This is a genomic window from Xanthomarina sp. (assembly GCF_035306705.1).
Classification (GTDB): Bacteria; Bacteroidota; Bacteroidia; order Flavobacteriales; family Flavobacteriaceae; genus Xanthomarina.
The window spans coordinates 1-20,628 of the sequence record NZ_DATGNO010000167.1 but is presented as its reverse complement, the minus strand read 5'-3'; the positions used below and the strand labels follow the sequence as shown (position 1 = coordinate 20,628).

The 20,628-nt window shown below is 34.0% G+C and carries 17 protein-coding genes and 1 pseudogene; 14 read left to right on the top strand and 4 right to left on the bottom strand.

Annotated elements, in window-relative coordinates; translation table 11 throughout:
* The first annotated feature begins 9 nt into the window (after positions 1–9).
* From VKY47_RS13320 to VKY47_RS13310, 3 genes are all read left to right on the top strand, one after another.
* Positions 10–777 carry a hypothetical protein gene (locus VKY47_RS13320; RefSeq protein ID WP_324313318.1) on the top strand — a complete coding sequence of 256 codons (768 nt, stop codon included), beginning with the start codon at positions 10–12 and terminating at the stop codon, positions 775–777.
* A gap of 158 nt (positions 778–935) precedes the next feature.
* Positions 936–1,337, top strand: a complete 402-nt coding sequence (locus tag VKY47_RS13315) for a hypothetical protein (RefSeq protein ID WP_324313316.1) — start codon at positions 936–938, stop codon at positions 1,335–1,337.
* A 10-nt stretch (positions 1,338–1,347) separates the two neighbouring features.
* A complete protein-coding gene (locus VKY47_RS13310; RefSeq protein ID WP_324313314.1) occupies positions 1,348–2,541 on the top strand; it encodes an NADH:flavin oxidoreductase in 1,194 nt (397 codons plus the stop codon).
* Positions 2,542–2,647: 106 nt separating this feature from the next.
* Here VKY47_RS13310 and VKY47_RS13305 read toward each other — a convergent pair.
* The 3 genes and pseudogenes from VKY47_RS13305 to htpG all read right to left on the bottom strand — a co-directional run bounded on the left by VKY47_RS13305 (position 2,648) and on the right by htpG (position 8,611).
* Positions 2,648–6,100 (bottom strand): annotated as a pseudogene (locus VKY47_RS13305) (pyruvate carboxylase).
* A gap of 111 nt (positions 6,101–6,211) precedes the next feature.
* Entirely contained in the window at positions 6,212–6,448 is a 237-nt protein-coding gene (locus VKY47_RS13300; RefSeq protein WP_324313312.1) for a hypothetical protein, read from the bottom strand.
* A 276-nt stretch (positions 6,449–6,724) separates the two neighbouring features.
* Positions 6,725–8,611, bottom strand: coding sequence for a molecular chaperone HtpG (gene htpG, locus VKY47_RS13295; RefSeq protein WP_324313310.1), 1,887 nt, complete (start codon positions 8,609–8,611; stop codon positions 6,725–6,727).
* A gap of 240 nt (positions 8,612–8,851) precedes the next feature.
* On the opposite strand from htpG, the gene VKY47_RS13290 reads away from it, so the two are divergent.
* The 3 genes from VKY47_RS13290 to VKY47_RS13280 all read left to right on the top strand — a co-directional run bounded on the left by VKY47_RS13290 (position 8,852) and on the right by VKY47_RS13280 (position 12,348).
* Complete coding sequence (locus VKY47_RS13290; RefSeq protein ID WP_324313309.1) at positions 8,852–10,423, top strand: GMC oxidoreductase; 1,572 nt, start codon at positions 8,852–8,854, stop codon at positions 10,421–10,423.
* Between the two features lie 127 nt (positions 10,424–10,550).
* Entirely contained in the window at positions 10,551–11,561 is a 1,011-nt protein-coding gene (locus tag VKY47_RS13285) for a 3-oxoacyl-ACP synthase III family protein (protein ID WP_324313308.1), read from the top strand.
* Between the two features lie 424 nt (positions 11,562–11,985).
* Positions 11,986–12,348, top strand: a complete 363-nt coding sequence (locus VKY47_RS13280; protein WP_324313307.1) for a CoA-binding protein — start codon at positions 11,986–11,988, stop codon at positions 12,346–12,348.
* A 153-nt stretch (positions 12,349–12,501) separates the two neighbouring features.
* Here the strand turns inward: VKY47_RS13280 and VKY47_RS13275 are convergent, their stop codons facing one another.
* Positions 12,502–13,941 (bottom strand): sodium:solute symporter, encoded by a 1,440-nt coding sequence (locus tag VKY47_RS13275; RefSeq protein WP_324313305.1) that lies wholly within the window; start codon positions 13,939–13,941, stop codon positions 12,502–12,504.
* Between the two features lie 135 nt (positions 13,942–14,076).
* On the opposite strand from VKY47_RS13275, the gene recR reads away from it, so the two are divergent.
* The 8 genes from recR to rpmB all read left to right on the top strand — a co-directional run.
* Positions 14,077–14,694, top strand: coding sequence for a recombination mediator RecR (gene recR / locus VKY47_RS13270; protein ID WP_324313304.1), 618 nt, complete (start codon positions 14,077–14,079; stop codon positions 14,692–14,694).
* Positions 14,695–14,703: 9 nt separating this feature from the next.
* Positions 14,704–15,810, top strand: a complete 1,107-nt coding sequence (locus VKY47_RS13265; protein WP_324313303.1) for a glycosyltransferase family 2 protein — start codon at positions 14,704–14,706, stop codon at positions 15,808–15,810.
* A gap of 80 nt (positions 15,811–15,890) precedes the next feature.
* Positions 15,891–17,186 carry a dihydrolipoamide acetyltransferase family protein gene (locus VKY47_RS13260; RefSeq protein WP_324313302.1) on the top strand — a complete coding sequence of 432 codons (1,296 nt, stop codon included), beginning with the start codon at positions 15,891–15,893 and terminating at the stop codon, positions 17,184–17,186.
* Between the two features lie 187 nt (positions 17,187–17,373).
* Entirely contained in the window at positions 17,374–18,150 is a 777-nt protein-coding gene (locus VKY47_RS13255; protein WP_324313301.1) for a 3'-5' exonuclease, read from the top strand.
* 52 nt (positions 18,151–18,202) lie between these two features.
* Entirely contained in the window at positions 18,203–18,814 is a 612-nt protein-coding gene (locus VKY47_RS13250; RefSeq protein ID WP_324313299.1) for a fumarylacetoacetate hydrolase family protein, read from the top strand.
* Positions 18,815–19,156, top strand: a complete 342-nt coding sequence (locus VKY47_RS13245; protein ID WP_324313298.1) for an Hpt domain-containing protein — start codon at positions 18,815–18,817, stop codon at positions 19,154–19,156.
* Positions 19,156–20,403 (top strand): competence/damage-inducible protein A, encoded by a 1,248-nt coding sequence (locus VKY47_RS13240; protein WP_324313297.1) that lies wholly within the window; start codon positions 19,156–19,158, stop codon positions 20,401–20,403. The genes VKY47_RS13245 and VKY47_RS13240 overlap by 1 nt, the downstream gene beginning before the upstream one ends.
* A gap of 114 nt (positions 20,404–20,517) precedes the next feature.
* On the top strand, positions 20,518–20,628 hold a 111-nt coding region (rpmB, locus tag VKY47_RS13235), incomplete at its 3' end, for a 50S ribosomal protein L28 (protein ID WP_324313360.1).

Here is a 20,628-nt window from a genome sequence, read left to right as displayed (position 1 = left end):
TAAATTATTATGTTAAAAAAATGTATCGCATCAATCACGATGTTAGTCATGGTCTTGGGAGTTTCATTCCAAACCAATGCTCAAGACAAGAAAAATTATACCATGTGGGAAACCGTTATGTTAACTCCAGATCTAGCCAAGCTTAAAGTATTTGGTGAGAATATGAGGAACCACAACGAAAAGTATCATAAAAATGGGCCTTATAAAGCCACTGTTTACACCATTTCAACTGGACCAAATTCAGGAAGTATTATTTGGCAAATGGGTCCAATGATGTTTAAGCACAACGACTCCAGACCAAAAGGAGCTCATGATGTCGATTGGAGAGACAATGTGTTGCCTTATGTGAAAAAAATCGAAACGGTGGAATATTGGACTCAAGATGATGACTTATCCAACACAAGCATGTTTACTGGAAAAACTATGGAATACCCTATTTTATTTGTGCGAATCATGGAAATTGAAGACAACAACCAGTATTTAATGAAGGACTTTTTTAAGAAAGTAAGTGCAACCATAAAATCCTTGCCAGGAGATAATCCTTGGGGTTTGTATTATAATGAATTTATACAAGGAAATCTAGGCCGCCATGTTGCTTCGGTTAATTTTAGTAAAAACTGGGCAGAGTTCGATATTGAAGGACCAAGTTTTATAGAGGCATATGAAAAAATAAACGGAAAAAACAGTTTTCAAGGTTTAATAGATACTAGAGATAATCTGTTTAAAGATACTTTTGATGAAATTTGGGAGTATAACAAAGAGTTAAGTGGCGATTAAGCAAGTAACCAACCAATTTTTATTGATAGAAACCACCTTGATTTTCGAGGTGGTTTTTTAATTTAACGGACATCTATTAGATATTAAAGTGAAAATAAATTTATCGGATATCGTTTCATAATCATTAATATTTACCGATATTTCTCATATATAAAAATATGAAATACATTTCAAATAAATTTTTCGACTATAAAATAGGGCTCGCCGGTGCTGTTTTTATGGGAACAATTGTTTTCTGTATTAATTATTTTTCTACCTACCTTGTTACAGAATCCTTTACGGCTGCTTTAAAACAAGGTATTTATACCTTTATTTTTGGTGGATTTTTAATGAAAGGTTGCGAATACATTGCCATTCATATTAAAAAACGAAACTTAGCAGTAGGGATGGCTATTTTTATTCCAACGGTAATAACTCTGATTCTTACTAGTGTGATGCATTTTTTAAAAGGAACCCCAAAACCACTCGCATCTATCCTTCCTACATTAATGATTATCCCGGCAACTGCAGTTTGGGCTATGAGAAAAAGAAAAAAAATGGAATTTTATAAGGATGAATAGTTGGTATTAAATGAATAAAAAAATAAACAACATATTAAGTACAGGGAATCTAGGAAATCTTGTTTTAAAAAACAGGATTATTAAGGCCGGTTGTTTTGAAGGCATGTCTCAAAATGGAGGTGTTACTCCAGAACTTATTGAACATCATAGAAAGATGGCAGCTGGTGGAATAGCCATGACAACAGTTGCTTATTGTTCTGTGAGTCACGATGGACGTGCGTATGACCATGAAATGTGGATGCGCAAAAAACTTATTCCAGAGTTGAAAAAGTTAACCTTTAAAGTGCATGCCGAAGGAGTTTATACATCCATACAACTTGGACATTGTGGATATTTTGCAAGTAAAAAAGTTATTGGCAAAAGACCTTTAGGTGCATCGCCAAAATTCAATCTCTTTAGAATGTCTTTTGCTAAAAAAATGAAGGTTGCAGACATTGAAGAAAAAATAGCCGATTTTGTAAATGCAACTTCAATGGCTATAGATGCCGGTTTTGATGCTGTTGAAATCCATGCAGGACATGGCTATTTAATAAGTCAGTTTTTGTCTCCTTACACCAATAAACGTAAAGACGAATATGGAGGCAGTCTAGAAAATAGATTGCGTTTTCCTCTTGAAATTATCCATGGCATTCGCCAGCAAGTTGGAGCAGACTTTCCTATTCTTATTAAAATGAACTTGTACGATGGTATCAAAGGAGGTCTAGAAATAAATGAAGCTATTGAAATAGCCAAAGCCTTTGAAACTGCTGGGGCAAGTGCACTTATTCCAAGTAGTGGATTTACATCTAAAACACCATTTTTAATGCTTCGTGGGAGATTGCCAATTTTCGAAATGGTTGCAAATCAATCAAGCTGGTTCATGAAATTGGGATTGGCCTTATTTGGAAAACTCATGGTCCAAGAATATACATATACCAGACTGTTTCATTTAGAAGAAGCTAAAAAGTTAAAAGCTGTTGTAAACATTCCTGTTATTTATATTGGAGGTATTAAAACTCCCGAAGATGTTGAAGTAGTACTCCAATCTGGATTTGATTTTGTGCAAATTGGTCGCGCGTTAATTCACGACAATAACTTTGTGAATAATTTACATCAAAAGTCAAGCAATTTAAATATCTGCGATACCTGTAACCGTTGTGTTGCTGCCATGGATGGAGGAGGGGTTTATTGTGTTTCTAAAGTAACTGGTAACTATATGGAATGATTGATGTTTTTACCTAAATTCTTTATTAATTTAATGGCCATAAATTAGACATGAAACAGGCATAAGTTTTTTAACTATTGTTTCATGATAACTACTATAGAATGCCTTATTCCATAATAATTATTAAATCATCTTGTTTTACCATAGTACCATCTTTTAACGTAATAGATTTAATTTTGCCAGATTTAAATGCTGTAACAGTTGTTTCCATTTTCATGGCTTCAATAACAAATAAAGCATCGTTTTCTTTCACTATTTGACCTTTTTTTACCAATATTTTATATAAAGAACCTTGTAATGGAGCACCAATTTGATTGACATCATCAGGGTTTGTTTTTATGTTTTCTTCTTTAATTATCTTTAAGGATTTATCTAAAACTTCAACAAATCTATTCTCTCCATTAACTTGAAAGAAAACAGTACTCATGCCTTCCTTGTTTGCAATACTAATAGAAAGCAGTTTCACAATTATGGTCTTTCCAACTTCTAACTCAATTAAGGTTTCCTCTCCAGGTTTCATTCCAAAAAAGAAATTTTTTGTAGGTATCAATGCAAGATTTCCATATTGTTTATAATTTTCATGTGCTTGTTCAAAAACCTTAGGATATAAGGTGAAGGACAAAAAATCCTCTAGTTCGATAGCACGAGTAAATCCCTTCTGAAATTTCTTTTTAAAGGCATCATATTCTTCTTTAAAATCTATAGGTTTTAAATGTGCATTCGGTCTATCGGTATATGCTTTCTTGTTTTTTAGAACAATTTTTTGAAGCTTTTTAGGGAAGCCTCCCACGGGCTGCCCTAAATCTCCTTTAAAGTAATTAATTACCGATTCGGGAAATGAGATTTCCCCACCTCTGGTCATGATATCTTCAGGAGTTAAATTGTTGGTTACCATATAAATTGCCATATCACCAACTACTTTCGAGCTAGGTGTTACTTTAATTAGGTTTCCAAACAAAGTATTGACTTCTGCATACATTTTTTTAACATCATCAAATCGGTCTCCCAAGCCTAGAGCAGTTGCTTGTGGGCGCAGATTGGAGTATTGCCCTCCAGGGATTTCATGTTGAAAAACCTCGGCAGTTCCTGCTTTTAAACCAGATTCAAACGGATAATACATGTCTCTTGTGTCTTCCCAAAAGTTTGAAAACTGATTTAAAGTATCCATATTAAAGTCATGCGCACGTTCATGAAATTTCATCATTTCTATAATGGCATTAAAATTTGGCTGCGAGGTTAAACCAGATAGGCCGCCTAATGCCACATCAATCACATCCACGCCAGCTTCAATAGCTTTTAAATAGGTGGCTGTTTGTAATGAGGAAGTATCATGTGTATGTAAATGAATGGGTACTTTTACTGCATCCTTTAAGGCAGAAACCAGTTCTGTAGCAGCATAAGGTTTAAGTAATCCAGCCATGTCTTTTATAGCTATCATGTGTGCGCCAGCATTTTCTAGATCTTTTGCTAGCGCAGTGTAATATTTCAGGCTGTATTTTGTTTGCTTAGGATCCATAATGTCTCCTGTATAACTAATAGCGGCTTCTGCAATACCACCTGTGTTGTTCCGAACGTAATTGATGCTTGGTTCCATGGCTTTTACCCAATTTAGAGAATCGAAAATTCTAAAAATATCTATGCCATTTTCCCAGGATTTTTCAACAAATTTTTCAATTAAATTATCTGGATATGCTTTATAACCCACACCATTGGAGCCACGAAGTAACATTTGTAATAGGATGTTTGGTATTGCTTTTCGTAATTCGCGTAAACGTGTCCAAGGACTTTCATGCAAAAAGCGTAGACAAACATCAAAAGTAGCACCTCCCCAAACTTCCATACTAAAAGTATTTGGATGGTTTTTGGCAAAACTTTCAGCTACTTTAAGCATATCAAAACTTCTCATTCTGGTTGCAAGTAACGATTGATGTGCATCTCGCATGGTGGTATCTGTAAAGTGTATTTTTTTTTCGTTTTTTAACCAGAGACAAAAGGCTTCTGGACCTAACTGGGTCAATAAATCCTTGGTCCCTTTTGGATATGGAGAAGACATGCTGTATTTAGGGACTTTAGCATTTCTAAAGATTTTATTGTCTTCTTTAAATTTTACATCTGGATTTCCATTTAAACTAACTTCAGCCAGATATTTTACCGCTTTTGAAGTTCTGTCTTGTGGTAATTTAATTTTAAATAAGCTAGGCGTGTTTTGTATAAAATTGACTGTAACCTTACCATTTAAAAAGCTTTTATGTTGAATAACATTTTGTAGGAAGTGAATGTTTGTGTTAACACCTCTTATCCTAAATTCTTTCAAGGCTCTAACCATTTTACGTGTGGCACCGTCCAAAGTTCTTCCATGCGCAGAAACTTTTACCAACAAGGAATCGAAAAACGGACTTATCTTATAGCCTTGATAAATACTTCCAGCATCTAAACGAATACCCATTCCTGAAGCACTTTGATAAGTTGTTACCTTTCCGTAATCTGGAGTAAAATTATTCTCTGGGTCTTCGGTAGTTAATCTGCATTGCAAAGCAAATCCATATGTGGAAATACTAGCTTGATCGAATATTTTTATTTGCTCATCTGATAATTTATAACCTCCAGCAATAAAAATTTGTGTTTTAACCAAGTCGAAACCGGTAACCATTTCTGTAACTGTATGTTCTACCTGAATTCTAGGGTTGACTTCAATAAAATAGATATTGTCTTTTGGATCTACAAGAAATTCTACAGTTCCTATATTGTTGTAATTAACTTCTTTGGCAATAGCAAGTGCATATTTAAAAAGGTTTTGTATCACTAAATCTGAAACATTGAATGATGGTGCAATTTCCACTACTTTTTGATGACGACGTTGTACCGAACAGTCTCTTTCATGTAAATGACGGATATTACCATGTTTGTCGGCTACAATTTGTACTTCAATATGCTTTGGGTTTTCCACATATTTTTCCAAAAACATCGTGCCATCTCCAAAGGCATTTAAGGCTTCGTTACTGGCAGAAATAAAATTCTAGTCTAAATCTGTCGCGCTTTTAATAAGCCTCATTCCGCGACCGCCACCGCCAAAAGCAGCCTTTAACATTAACGGATACCCAATAGATGCAGCTTCAGATTTAGCTATTTTTAATGAAGTTAAATTTTTCTTATTGCTTTCAATAATAGGGACGTTGCACTTAACGGCTATTTTTTTTGCAGTAATTTTATCTCCCAGAGCATCCATAATCTCTGGATCTGGACCAATAAAAATAATATTGTTTTCGGCACATCTTCTGGCAAATTGTGAGTTTTCGGCTAAAAAACCATACCCTGGATGTATGGCATCTACCTTTTTGGATTTTGCTAAATCCAAGATCGCTTCAATATCTAAATAAGGTTTTAAAGGCTGGTTGTCGTCTCCTATTTGGTAAGATTCATCCGCTTTATTTCTATGTTGGGAGTATCTGTCTTCATACGTGTAAATTGCTACTGTGGCAATACTTAATTCGGAACAAGCACGAAGTACTCTAATGGCTATTTCTCCTCGATTGGCAACCAGAACCTTTTTGATTTTCATAATAGTAGTGTTTTAATGATGTATCGGTTTTGTTTTGGTAATTTATAATAATAAAATAATGAACGTTACTTTGTAATTCAACACACTCTTTAAATGGACATAGCTGGTAATTTAAAGCGCATAATTTTTAATTTTATTAGAATAGGAAAGGTTTTCCTTTTTCGTGTAAACCATCCAAAGTGCGCTTTTAACATCTTTACACAAAAAATAAACTGCCCCAGGAATATGGAGCAGGATGTTATAAAAGACAGAGGTTTTAATGTTTTTACCTAGGTTTATTAAATATTTTGAAGACATTTCTGTTATAAGAAATGCCGTTTTTATCTTGAATATTAATATTTCACCCATTTCTTAAGTTCGTAATGAGGTTAAAAGGTAATTTGAAAATAAATAAAAAGCAAAAAGATTGGGTGAAAATATATTTTTATTTTATTTCAAAAGTATTGATTAAGATGGTGTTACATGTAAAAGTGTTCATTTATAGCTGTAAATACATGTTATTTCAGGAGTGTCATTTTACCTAAATGGTTATTTTATGACAAGGCATAAAAAAACCACCTACACGCTTGTTAGGTGGTTTGTTTTTAATGTCTGTATGGTTTTAAATTCCATACATAAATTTTCTTATTTTAATAATTCGTAACTGCGTTTAATAAAGTTCGTTAGTTCTTCGCCCTTTAAAAGTCCTTGAGACAATCTGGCTAAATCCAAACTTTGTGTAATTAAACGTTCTTGTTTCTTTTTTGTTTTAGTGGTTAAAATTTCACTTACCAATTCAGAATTTGTGTTTACTACCAAGTTGTACATGTCTGGCATATTACCCATTCCAAACATACCACCACCTCCGGTTTGTTGCATTTCTTTCATTCTGCGCATAAATTCTGGTTGCGTAATCATAAAAGGAGTTGCTTCACTATCCATAGATTCTAACTGTACCGAGAATTTTTCAGCAGGAATTACTTCTTTTAAAAGAGATTCCAATTCGGTTTGTTGCTCTTCAGATAATTTAGAAATCTTAGTGTCGTCTTTCTTAATTAAATTATCTACATGGTCTCCATCTACACGTGCAAAAGAGATGTTTTCTTTAGTAGATTCTAATTTTTGCATTAAATGACTGATAATAGGAGAATCTAACAACAACACTTCGTATCCTTTTGCTGTTGCAGCTTCAATATAACTGTGTTGTGCATCTTGATTAGACGCATAAAGAAGTACTAATTTTCCATCTTTATCTGTTTGATTGTCTTTTACTTTATTGAAAAGTTCTTCATAAGTATAATATTTTCCATCAACCGTTGGGTATAAGGCAAAAGCATCAGCCTTTTCAAAGAACTTATCTTCTGAAAGCATGCCATATTCAATCACTATTTTAATATCGTTCCATTTGGCTTCAAAATCTTCTCTATTTTCATTGAATAAAGATTTTAACTTATCGGCAACTTTTCTTGTAATGTATGAAGATATCTTTTTTACCGCACCATCAGCTTGTAAATACGAACGAGATACGTTTAACGGAATGTCTGGCGAATCGATCACACCACGCAACATGGTTAAAAATTCTGGAACAATTCCTTCTACATTATCTGTTACAAAAACCTGATTTTGGTATAATTGGATTTTATCTTTCTGAAGATTTAAATCGTTGGTCATCTTCGGGAAATACAAGATTCCTGTTAAATTAAACGGATAATCAACATTTAAATGAATGTGGAATAAAGGCTCTTCAAATTGCATTGGATACAATTCTCTATAAAAACTTTTATAGTCTTTATCTTCTAAGTCTGCTGGTTGTTTGGTCCAAGCTGGATTTGGATTATTGATGATGTTATCAACGGTTTCCTTTTCAGGTTTTGCTTCTTTTGGAGCATCTTCTGCTAAAGGAATGGTCACTTCCTTAGTTCCAAATTTAATTGGAATAGGCATAAACTTGTTATACTTGGTCAATAATTCGTTAATGCGTGATTCTTTTAAAAATTCTGTCGAATCTTCAGCAATATGAAGAATTATTTCTGTACCTCTTTCTGTTTTATCGTGTGGCTCTAAAGTGAATTCTGGGCTTCCGTCGCAGGTCCAGATAGCAGCAGGTTCATCTTTATAGGATTTTGTGATGATTTCTACTTTTTCTGCAACCATAAATGCCGAATAAAAACCAAGACCAAAATGACCGATGATTCCGGTGTCTTTTCCAGAATCTTTATACTTGTCTAGAAATTCTTCAGCACCTGAAAAAGCAATCTGATTGATATACTTCTCAACTTCTTCGGCTGTCATTCCTAAACCTTGATCGATAATATGAAGTTTTTTACCTTCCTTATCAATTTTAATTTCAATTTTTGGGTTGCCATATTCAACGGTAGCTTCTCCAATACTTGTTAAATGTTTCAGTTTTAAAGTAGCATCTGTAGCGTTACTAATTAATTCACGTAAAAAGATTTCGTGATCGCTATACAGGAATTTTTTAATTAATGGAAAGATATTTTCTACCGAAACATTAATATTTCCTTTTGTCATAATTTATTGTATTTATCATTCCCTCATTAGAAGGAATCTTATTAATAATCTATTTATTTCTAATGATACTATAAAGTCAACAAAAATGCCAAGTATTAAAAAGTGACAAACTGACACGCTATTCCCACGAAAGTGGAAATCTCATGTAAATACAATTTAAAATTTAGAACTTCTATGAATATTTATAAGATATAAAGGTCAAAATACTATCTTTAAACCTCATACTAATAATGAAATTCTGTGCAGTTAGATTACGATTATGTGATTATTGGAAGTGGTTTTGGAGGTTCTGTAAGTGCTTTGCGACTTTCGGAAAAAGGATACAAAGTCCTTGTTATTGAAAAAGGAAAATGGTTTAAGGATAAAGATTTCCCTAAAACCAATTGGAATTTAAAAAAATGGCTTTGGGAACCAAAAGCGAAACTTCATGGATTTTTTAAAATGACTTTTTTAAATCATGTGACGGTTCTTTCTGGTGTTGGAGTGGGAGGAGGCTCTTTAACGTATGCCAATACCTTGCCAATTCCTAAAAAAGAATTTTTTAACACTGGAAGTTGGGCACATCTAAACGATTGGGAAAACCAGCTAAAGCCGTTTTACGATACGGCTTATAAAATGTTGGGAGCAAGCACCAATCCAAAACTGTACGAATCGGATTTGTTGATTAAAAATCTAGCAAAAGATATTGGAAAAGAAGCTCATTTTGAAGCTACAAAAGTAGCCGTTTACTTTGGTGAAGCCGGTAAAAAAGTGGCAGATCCTTACTTTAATGGTAAAGGTCCAGATAGAACGGGTTGTGTATTTTGCGGTGCTTGTATGACTGGGTGTAGGTATAATGCAAAAAACACCTTAGATAAAAATTATTTGTATTTGGCACAGCAATTAGGAACTGAAATTTTAGCCGAAAAAGAAGTTTTTAATGTATCGGTTTTAGGGAATGAAGATGGTGCCGATGGTTATAAAATAGATTTTAAATCGAGTATAGGAAAAAGCAGTAAATCGAGCGTTAAAACAAAAGGCGTTATATTTTCTGGAGGAGTTATGGGAACCGTTCCTTTGTTATTAAAACTGAAAAAATCCTCCTTGCCTAATTTATCCGATGCTGTTGGAAAAAACATTAGAACCAATAATGAATCTTTGTTATTAGTGACTTCTACAGATAAAAATCCGAAAGACTTTTCCAAAGGAATAGCTATTGGTTCGATTTTACATACAGATAAAAATAGTCATTTAGAACCTGTGCGATATGGTGAAGGTTCTAGCTTTTCAAAAGTCTTGACCATGCCAACCATTCATAATAAATTTATGATTTTTAGATTGTTTGGTATTATAGGTTTGTTTTTTAAACAACCTTCCAGATTTTTTAAAACCATCTTTTCTAAAAATTATGCCCAACGCACAACCATCCTATTGTTTATGCAAACTTTGGATAGTACGCTACAAATAAAATTAGGAAAGTTTACCAAAATGAAAACCGTTAAAGAATCTGGTCCAAAACCAAGTGCGTTTATTCCAGAAGCTATGGAACTAGGAAAACAGGTTGCTGAAAAAGTAAATGGCATTCCTTATGCTAATTTTACAGATGCTTTATTAGGAACTCCAACTACTGCACATATTTTAGGTGGCGCTGTAATGGCCGAAGATGCTCAAGAAGGTGTCATCGATAAACAGAATAACGTTTTTGGTTATAAAAATATGTTAGTTTGTGATGGCTCGATGATTTCGGCAAATCCAGGAGTAAATCCGTCTTTATCTATTACTGCTATTTCGGAACATGCTATGAGTAAGGTGAAACCTAAAACGATCATTTGAAATTATTAAAAAGCTTGTTAAAAAGGGAAGTGTCTATGAAATTCATATTATAGAATTAAAAATTATAAGAATCCTACTTTTAATGATTAAATTGCGAGTCTGATTAAACGACTAAAAATACTTATTTATGTATAATTCGAAAATTATTGGTTTAGGAAAATATGTTCCCAATAATGTAGTGACCAACGATGATTTGGCCAAAATGATGGACACTAATGATGAGTGGATTCAAGAACGTACTGGAATAAAAGAAAGACGTTGGGTAAAACCAGGCTCTGAAGACACCACATCTGTAATGGGTTTAAAAGCTGCTAAGGTTGCTATAGAACGTGCTGGAATTGATAAAAACGATATCGATTTTATTGTTTTTGCTACTCTTAGTCCAGACTATTACTTTCCTGGTCCAGGTGTTTTTATTCAAAAGGAATTAGACATAAAAACGATTGGAGCACTCGATGTCCGTAATCAATGTTCTGGATTTGTGTATGCCTTGTCTGTTGCAGATAATTTTATAAAAACGGGGATGTATAAAACCATACTTGTTATTGGAAGTGAATTACATTCTCATGGTTTGGATAAAACGGATAGAGGAAGAGGTGTTTCGGTTATTTTTGGTGATGGAGCAGGAGCTGCTATTTTAACTAGAGAAGAAGATAATTCCAAAGGAATTTTGTCTACGCATTTACATTCCCAAGGGGAATATGCCGAAGAATTGGTGGTAAAAGCACCAGGGATGGGAACCCGTTGGGTAACAGATATTATTGCTGAAAACAATCCGGAAGACGAAAGTTTTTTCCCGTATATGAATGGCCAATTTGTATTTAAAAATGCCGTGGTTCGTTTTAGTGAAGTTATAAATGAAGGCTTGGAAAAAAACAATCTTCAAGTAAGCGATATTGATATGTTGATTCCACATCAAGCCAATTTAAGAATTGCTCAATTTATTCAGAAAAAATTTAAATTAACAGATGATCAGGTGTTTAATAATATTCAGAAATATGGAAACACAACTGCTGCATCTATTCCAATTGCTTTAACTGAAGCTTGGGAAGAAGGAAAAATAAAAGAAGGAGATACCGTGGTGCTTGCTGCTTTTGGAAGTGGTTTTACCTGGGGATCCGTTATTATTAAGTGGTAATAAGGCCCTAGTTGTTTGCAGACAGATTAATCTCAATAGCGATCTATAAAAATACAAAAAACCCGAAACTGTTATGTTTCGGGTTTTTCTCTACTAACCAATTTTAACTAACACTAACCATAAAAAGTTTTTATAGTTGTCTACTTAAACTTATCACTTACTACTATAGACGCTGAAATGTTGTTTTTATTTCATTGAAGGAGGTATTTAACTATCATTTAACAGTTAAAAATTAAAAACCCAAAGCATCCGCTTTGGGTTTTCTCAATTTAATAGCCAGACTTAACACTAACCATCAACTATTATGTTGACTATTAAATATTTTATAAGTTTATTTTAAGAGTTCTTATTTTGTATTTAGTTTATAGACGCCTATTTTTGAGTATTGTTACTATTTTTAACATTGCTTAACACCATTTAACAGATGAGTAAAAAAACATTAGTGCTTGGAGCTTCCTTAAAAGTTGATAAATATTCAAATATGGCAGTCAACCGTTTAAAACAATCGGGTCATGAAGTTGTGGCTATTGGTTTAAAACAAGGAACTATAGATGGCGTATCTATTGATACGGATTTAATGCCGTATAAAGATATAGATACCGTGACCCTCTATTTAAACCCTAAAAATCAAGCTTCTTATTACGATTATATCCTGTCCTTAAATCCAAAACGTGTTGTTTTTAATCCAGGAACGGAAAACCCAGAATTCTATAATATTTTAGAAATGAACGATATCGATTTTGAAGTGGCCTGTACATTGGTCTTGCTTTCTACAAAGCAGTATTGAAATAGTGATTAAAGTTATGAGTGCCTAAGGTATTTAAAGTGTGCTAGAGTTCTTGAGTTATAAGTGTCTAAAGTATTTAAAGTGCACTATAGTTATAAGTGGAAAACGCTGTGTTTCTCATTGAAATAACACACAGGAGTCATTTTTTAAAAACTAAGCCTTCCTCTTTATCAATAATAACCCAAAAAAGGTTAATAATCCGTTTAGGATTAAAATAAAGAACCCAAATTCAAAACCAAGCCATTTTGCACTAAGTATACTTATCACATAAGATAATATAGGTGAAAGTATGGCTATGATTGGAACCAATTTATCCTTTACCTGCCATTTTGTAAACAAGCCAAAAGCATATAAACCCAATAATGGTCCATAAGTATAGCCAGCAAATACAAAGAGTTTGGCGATAACACTTTCGTCTTTAATGATATATTTAAACGAAATAATAACAAGAATTAAAATAAAAGAAAAAAGTATGTGAATTTGCTTTCTTTTGGTAACCTGTGCTTTTTTGTCTAATTTCTTTTCAATATCTAAAATATCGATACTAAAAGAAGTTGTTAAAGCTGTTAAAGCACTGTCGGCACTACTGTATGCTGCTGCAATCAATCCGATGAGGAAAAACACAAAAACACCAGTTCCTAAATGATTTTTTGCTAGTAATGGAAATAAATCGTCTTTATGGGCATCGATCCCATTTTGCTGTGCATAAACTGTTAATAACAAGCCTAAACATAAAAATATAAAGTTTACAACGGTTAAGACGATGGTAAACCAAAACATGTTTTTTTGTGCATCTTTAAGGGTTTTACAGGTTAGGTTTTTTTGCATCATATCTTGGTCCAAACCGGTCATTACAATAGCAATAAAAGCCCCGGAAATAAACTGTTTCCAAAAGTAGTCGCTGGATTTATAATCGTCGAAAAAGAAAGTTTTCGATAAGTCGCTATCTAAAACATATCCTAAGATGTTTCCTGTATTTAAACCCAATTCATCACTCACAAAATAGATAGTTACCCCAACTGCAATTAACATAAACAGTGTTTGTAAGGTATCTGTCCAAACTATCGTTTTTATTCCAGATTTAAAGGTGTATAACCAGATGAGCAAAACGGTAATAATAACTGTTTGCCAAAAAGCAATGCCAATCTCATCGAAAAGAATAACCTGCAACACATTTGCAACCAAAAACAATCTAAAACTAGCACCTACAACTCTGGAGATTAAGAAAAAAGAAGCTCCGGTTTTATATGAGTAATCGCCAAAACGCTCTTCTAAATACGTGTAAATTGAGGTTAAATTAAGCTTGTAATATAAAGGGAGTAAAATAGTTCCTATAACTAAATAGCCAACTATATAACCCAAAACCACTTGCATATAGCTAAACTGCGAAGCTTCAATCCAACCAGGAACCGAAATAAAAGTCACCCCAGAAAGCGATGCGCCAATCATTCCAAAGGCCACTAAATACCAAGGCGATTGCTTGTTTCCTTTAAAAAATGCATCGTTATCAGATTTTTTCCCTGTGAAATAAGAAATTAAAATTAAAACTCCAAAGTAGGATAAAATAAGTAGGATTATTTGAGTTGCATTCATAGGAAAATCTGTTTCAAGGGTTCAAATTACACGTATTATGTGGCAAATTCCAAATTTTTATCCAAGAAGCTTTTTGTTTTAAAAAGAATCTTAGAAAATTAGTGTAATTTGACCTTAAGTAGTAAATTCGCCACCATGGAATTTTCATCTAAACTTTTAGAAAAAGCAGTCAGTGAGATGTCTCAATTACCTGGAATTGGTAAGCGTACAGCCTTGCGTTTGGTGTTGCATTTACTCAGGCAGCCAGAAGATCAAACGCTTCAGTTGGCTAAGGCTTTGGAGTCCATGAGAACAGAAATAAAATTCTGTAAAAGCTGTAATAATATTAGTGATAATGACATTTGCGAAATTTGCGCAAATCCGCACAGAACACAAGAGATTATTTGTGTGGTGGAAGATATTCGCGATGTTATGGCCATAGAAAACACCAGTTCTTTTAAAGGGTTATATCATGTATTGGGAGGGAAAATATCACCAATGGATGGCATTGGTCCAAACGATTTAAACATTCAGCCTTTGGTTGAAAAAGTAAAACAAGGAATTGTAAAAGAACTTATTTTTGCTTTGGGATCCACCATGGAAGGAGATACTACTAATTTTTATATTTACAAACAAATACAGGATTATCACGTAACAACTTCAACCATTGCTCGAGGGATTTCGGTTGGAAATGAGTTGGAATATACAGACGAAATTACCCTTGGACGAAGTATTATTAACCGCATTCCTTTTGAAGCCTCCTTAAAATCTTAACCACATATCTTGAAGTTATCTGTTATCATATTAAATTATAATGTACGTTATTTTTTAGAGCTCTGCCTAAGAAGTGTCGAAGCAGCCATTACAAATCTGGATGCTGAAATTATTGTAGTGGACAATATGTCTCCAGACGATAGTTGCGACATGGTCAAGCAATTGTTTCCAAACGTAAAACTTATTGAAAACAAGTCTAACGACGGATTTTCTGCAGGAAATAACCTGGGAATAAAAGAAGCTCAAGGCGAATATCTTTGCATTTTAAATCCAGATACGGTGGTTGCCGAAGATACCTTCGAAATTCTTTTAAAATTTGCCGATAACACACCAGATTTAGGAATTTTAGGATGTAAACTAATAGATGGTAAAGGTGAATTCCTGCCAGAAAGCAAGAGAAATATCCCGACACCTTTGGTTTCTATCAAGAAATTGTTTGGTTATTCCAAACCTTATTATGCGCACCATTTAAGTCCAGATCAAACAGGGAAAGTTCCGATGTTGGTTGGGGCCTTTATGATTATAAAAAAACGTATTTACAACGAAGTTGGCGGTTTGGATGAAGATTATTTTATGTATGGAGAAGACATCGATCTCTCTTATAAAATATTAAAAGCTGGGTATCAAAATTATTACAATTCAGAAACTGCGGTCATTCACTTTAAAGGCGAGAGTACCTTAAAAGATAAAGCCTATGCCAAACGATTTAATGGCGCTATGCAATTGTTTTTTGAAAAACATTTTAAACCCAATTGGATTTTTAATACCTTAATATGGATGGGAATTAAAGTGGTTTCTATTTTTTATCCCAAAGGAGAAGAGTCTTTTCATGAAGTTATCGAATACGTTTTTGTTTCCAATAAAAGCAATCCACAGCTTCAAGCTACTTTAAATAAAAAACTAGATACGCAGGCAGCTGTAACCAATTATCTTCCAAATTTTGAATATATTTTAGATACGGATTTTTTAGGTTTTAAGAAAGCCATCGAGATGGTGTCGAAAAATCATATAAAACAGCCTAGTACTTTTAAATTTTTATTGAAAACGTCCCAAGTGGTTTTAGGGAGCAATAGTTCTAAAAGTCGTGGAGAAGTTATTCATATTAAAAATAATTAATTAAAGAAACTGTAATAGATTAGATGAATTTTCATTAATTTTGCAGTCATAATTTAAAAAAATACCTTTCCATTACAGATATGGCAAAATTTGAATTGAAACTCCCGAAAATGGGTGAAAGTGTTGCGGAGGCAACCATTACTTCTTGGTTAAAAGAAGTAGGAGATACCATTGAAGCAGACGAAGCGGTTCTGGAAATTGCAACCGATAAAGTTGATAGCGAAGTGCCTAGCGAAGTGACAGGCGTTTTAGTTGAAAAATTATTCAACGTAGACGATGTGGTTCAAGTAGGACAGGTTATCGCCATTATCGAAACCGAAGGTCAAGGCTCAGTTGATATTGCTGCTCCAAAAGCAGAATCAGTTAAGCAAGAACCCTTAGCTCAAGTGGCTCAAACGGTTGAAGCTGCCAAAGAAACTGTTGCTGCTGTTAGCTCATCAGAAGATAGATTCTATTCACCTTTAGTTAAAAATATTGCTAAAGAAGAAGGAATTTCACAAGCAGAATTAGATACCATTTCTGGAACAGGAAAAGATGGTCGTGTTACAAAAAACGATATTCTAGCCCATTTAGAATCTAGAAAATCTGCACCACAACCAGTAAAAGCCGTTGAAGCTCCAAAAGCAGCTCCAACAAAACCTGCGGCAGCTCCTGTTGTGGCAAGTGGAGGCGACGAAATTATAGAAATGACCAGAATGGGTAAAATTATTGCTCATCACATGGTAGAATCGGTTCAAACTTCGGCGCACGTACAAAGTTTTATTGAAGCGGACGTAACTAAAATATGGAACTGGCGTAACAAAGTAAAAGATGCATTTGCAAAACGTGAGGGTGAAAACTTAACCTTTACTCCAATTTTCATGGAGGCCATTGCAAAAGCTTTACGCGATTTCCCTATGATGAATGTTTCTCTTCAAGGAGATACCATTATAAAGAAAAAACATATCAACCTAGGAATGGCTGCAGCCTTAGGAGATGGAAATTTAATTGTTCCTGTTATTAAAGATGCAGACCAACTTAATTTGGTTGGAATGACTAAAAAAGTAAACGATTTAGCCAACAGAGCTCGATTGAACCAGTTGAAACCAGACGATATCCAAGGTGGAACTTATACAGTTACTAATGTTGGTACCTTTGGTAGCATCATGGGAACACCAATAATCAATCAGCCACAAGTAGGTATTTTAGCACTTGGAGCCATTAGAAAAGTGCCTGCAGTTGTAGAAACTCCTGAAGGCGATTTTATAGGCATCCGTTACAGAATGTTCTTATCGCATTCTTACGACCACAGAGTGGTAAACGGTGCGCTTGGAGGACAATTTGTAAAAGCGGTTAAAGATTATTTAGAAGCTTGGGATTCAAATAGAGAGATCTAAAATCCTTTTGAAAAAGGAATCTTGTGAAGTAAAAATAAGCAATTCACATGTAGATAAAACTAAAAGCACCATCTTCGGATGGTGCTTTTTTCATTTTATTAAAAACCAAAAGCTACATTTAACCTTTATTTCACATAAAAACCCCTTTTTTATTTATTCTCATTACCTTTGTCCAAAATAAATAAACATGCAACTCAATCTTACAAAACCCATTTGTTTTTTCGATTTAGAAACTACTGGAGTTAATATTTCAAGCGACAGAATTGTGGAGATTTCCATTCTAAAAGTACATCCAGATGGGAAAGAAGAACGTTATACACGCTTAGTAAATCCTACCATTCCAATTCCTGCTGAAGTTACTAAAATCCATGGAATTACAGATGCCGATGTAGCAGATAAACCAACGTTTAAAGAGTTGGCCAAGGAAATCCATAACCTGATTAAAGATTCAGATTTGGGCGGATTTAATTCCAACAGATTCGATATTCCTTTGTTAGCAGAAGAAATGCTTCGTGCTGAAGTCGATTTTGATATGAAAAACAGAATGTCCGTAGATGTACAGACTATTTTTCATAAAATGGAACAAAGAACACTTGTTGCAGCTTATAAATTCTATTGCGATAAAAACCTGGACGATGCACATAGTGCAGAAGCCGATACTTTCGCCACTTACGAAGTTCTAAAAGCACAAATAGCTAAATACGACGAATTGGAAAACGATACCAAGTTTTTGGCAGAATTTAGCTCCCGTAAAAAGTTTGCCGATTTTGCTGGATTCCTAATCTATAATAAAGAAGGAGAAGAGTGTTTTTCTTTCGGAAAACATAAAGGCAAACGGGTTGTAGATGTGCTAGAAACTGAACCCGGATATTTTGGTTGGTTGTTAAATGCCGATTTTCCGTTATATACCAAAAAAGTATTGACATCCATTAAATTAAGATCATTTAATAACAAGCTGGATTAACCGGTTTACAGTTTCAGTCTTCAATTATATAACAAATCAACGACAAACAATAATGAAACTTATTTGTATTGGAAGGAATTATACAGATCATATTAAAGAGTTGGAAAACGAAAAACCAACCGATCCTGTTGTGTTTTTAAAGCCGGACACGGCTGTTTTAATGAAGAAACAACCTTTTTTTATTCCAGATTTTTCAAATGATGTACATCATGAAGTGGAGGTTTTGGTCAAAATAACGAAAGTAGGGAAGTATATCGATAAAAAATTCGCCCCTAAATATTACGATGAAATTGGTTTGGGAATTGATTTCACAGCACGCGATTTACAAGCAAAACTCAAAGAAAAAGGTCTGCCTTGGGAAAAAGCAAAAGCCTTTGATGGAGCAGCTTTAATTGGCGATTGGTTGCCAAAAACAGAGTTTGATAACTTAAGCAATATCAACTTTTCACTAAAAAAAAATGGTACAGTCGTTCAAACAGGCAATACCAAGCACATGCTCTGGAAAATTGATGAGTTGATAGAATATATCTCAAAATATTTCACTTTAAAGATTGGAGATATTATCTTTACAGGAACTCCTGCTGGGGTTGGAAGAGTCGATGCAAATGATAAATTAGTGGGATTTATAGAAAACAAACAAATGTTTTCAATAACAGTAAAATAAATGGAAGTAAATTATAAATTATATCGTGTTCGTGAATTGGCTGATGGCGACGAGGATTTTGTAAAAGCTTTGGCCGAGGCCTTTTTAGGTGAAGTTCCTGAAGATGCAGAAACCTTAAAAAATGCTGTCGCAAATAGGGACTATTATTCAACGTATCAAGCTGCGCATAAAATGAAACCAACTATCGATTTATTCGAGCTTGGTGTACTTCATGATTTAATTGAAGTTCAGGATTGGGGAAAGTTTGAAAAGACAGATTTGGATATTTCTGAGGAACTAATCAATGTTCTCCGTGCGGTAGAAAAAGCTTCGAACGAAATGAAAACAGACTTTAATCTGTAATGCAAGCAGAAATAATTACCATAGGCGACGAGATTCTAATCGGGCAGATTGTAGATACCAATTCAGCTTTTATTAGTAAAGCACTTAATGCTATTGGTGTTTCCGTGTATCAAATCGAGTCTATTCAAGACGATAAAGCACATATTTTAAAAGCTTTAAAGGAGGCGGAGAACAATGCTGAAATCATCATCATTACTGGTGGCCTAGGTCCTACAAAAGACGATATCACCAAAAAAACCATTACCGAATATTTTAATGATTCCTTGGTGCAAAGTGATGCTGTTTTAATAAATATCAAAAATCTTTGGCACAATCAAATCAAGCAACCTCTATCTCAATTAAACATCGACCAAGCTTTGGTGCCTTCAAAGGCTCAGGTTTTAATGAATATAAATGGGAGCGCTCCAGGCATGTGGTTGGAACAAAATGGTAAAATATTTATTGTGCTTCCAGGAGTTCCTTTTGAGATGAAAGCTTTAATGGAAGACCTAGTGATTCCTAAATTAAGGGAAGCCTATCAGTTTCCATATATCAAACACACAACTCTTTTAACTTATGGTTTAGGCGAAAGTTCTTTAGCTGAAAGAATTGAAGCTTGGGAAGACAATTTACCAGATTTTATTAAGTTGGCTTATTTGCCAGGATTAGGAAGGGTGCGTTTGCGCTTATCTGCTAAGAACATGGACAAGAACTTGGTTGAAACTGAAATGCAACACCAAATTGATAAGCTATTGCCACAATTGAAAGATGTTTTTGTAGGTTTTGAAGCCGACGATTCTATTGAGGCTGTTATAGGAAATCAGTTAACCCATCTAGGAAAGACCTTGGCTACGGCCGAAAGTTGTACCGGAGGAAAAATAGCCGAGTCGCTCACTAAAATACCGGGAGCTTCAAACTATTTTAAAGGCAGTGTGGTTAGTTATGCTACCCAATCGAAAATAGATGTTTTAAAAGTTCCAAAAGAACTCATTAATAAGCATTCCGTAGTAAGTTCTCAAGTTGCAGAAGCTATGGCACAAAATGTTTTGACCATGTTTCAAGCAGATTATGCCATTGCTACCACTGGAAATGCCGGGCCGGATAAAGGCGATTCCGATGCAGACGTAGGAACGGTTTTTATTGCTATAGCTACAAAAGACAAGGTTTTTTCAGAAGAATTTAATTTTGGAAACCATAGAACAAAAGTAATTAGGAAAGCTGTTAACAAGGCTTTTGAAATGCTTCAAAAAGAAATTTTAAAAAAGTAACAATTTTAGTTTGTTGATATTATAAAGTTTTACTAAATTTGCAGCCTGTTTAAAATCATCTCTTATAGATTTTTAATAAACAAGATAAAATAACAATATTTAAAGTTAGAAGAAATGTCAAGAGTTTGTGAACTTACTGGAAAGAAAGCGATGGTTGGAAACAACGTATCTCACGCAATGAATAAAACAAAGCGTAAATTTGATGCAAATCTTATTAAAAAACGT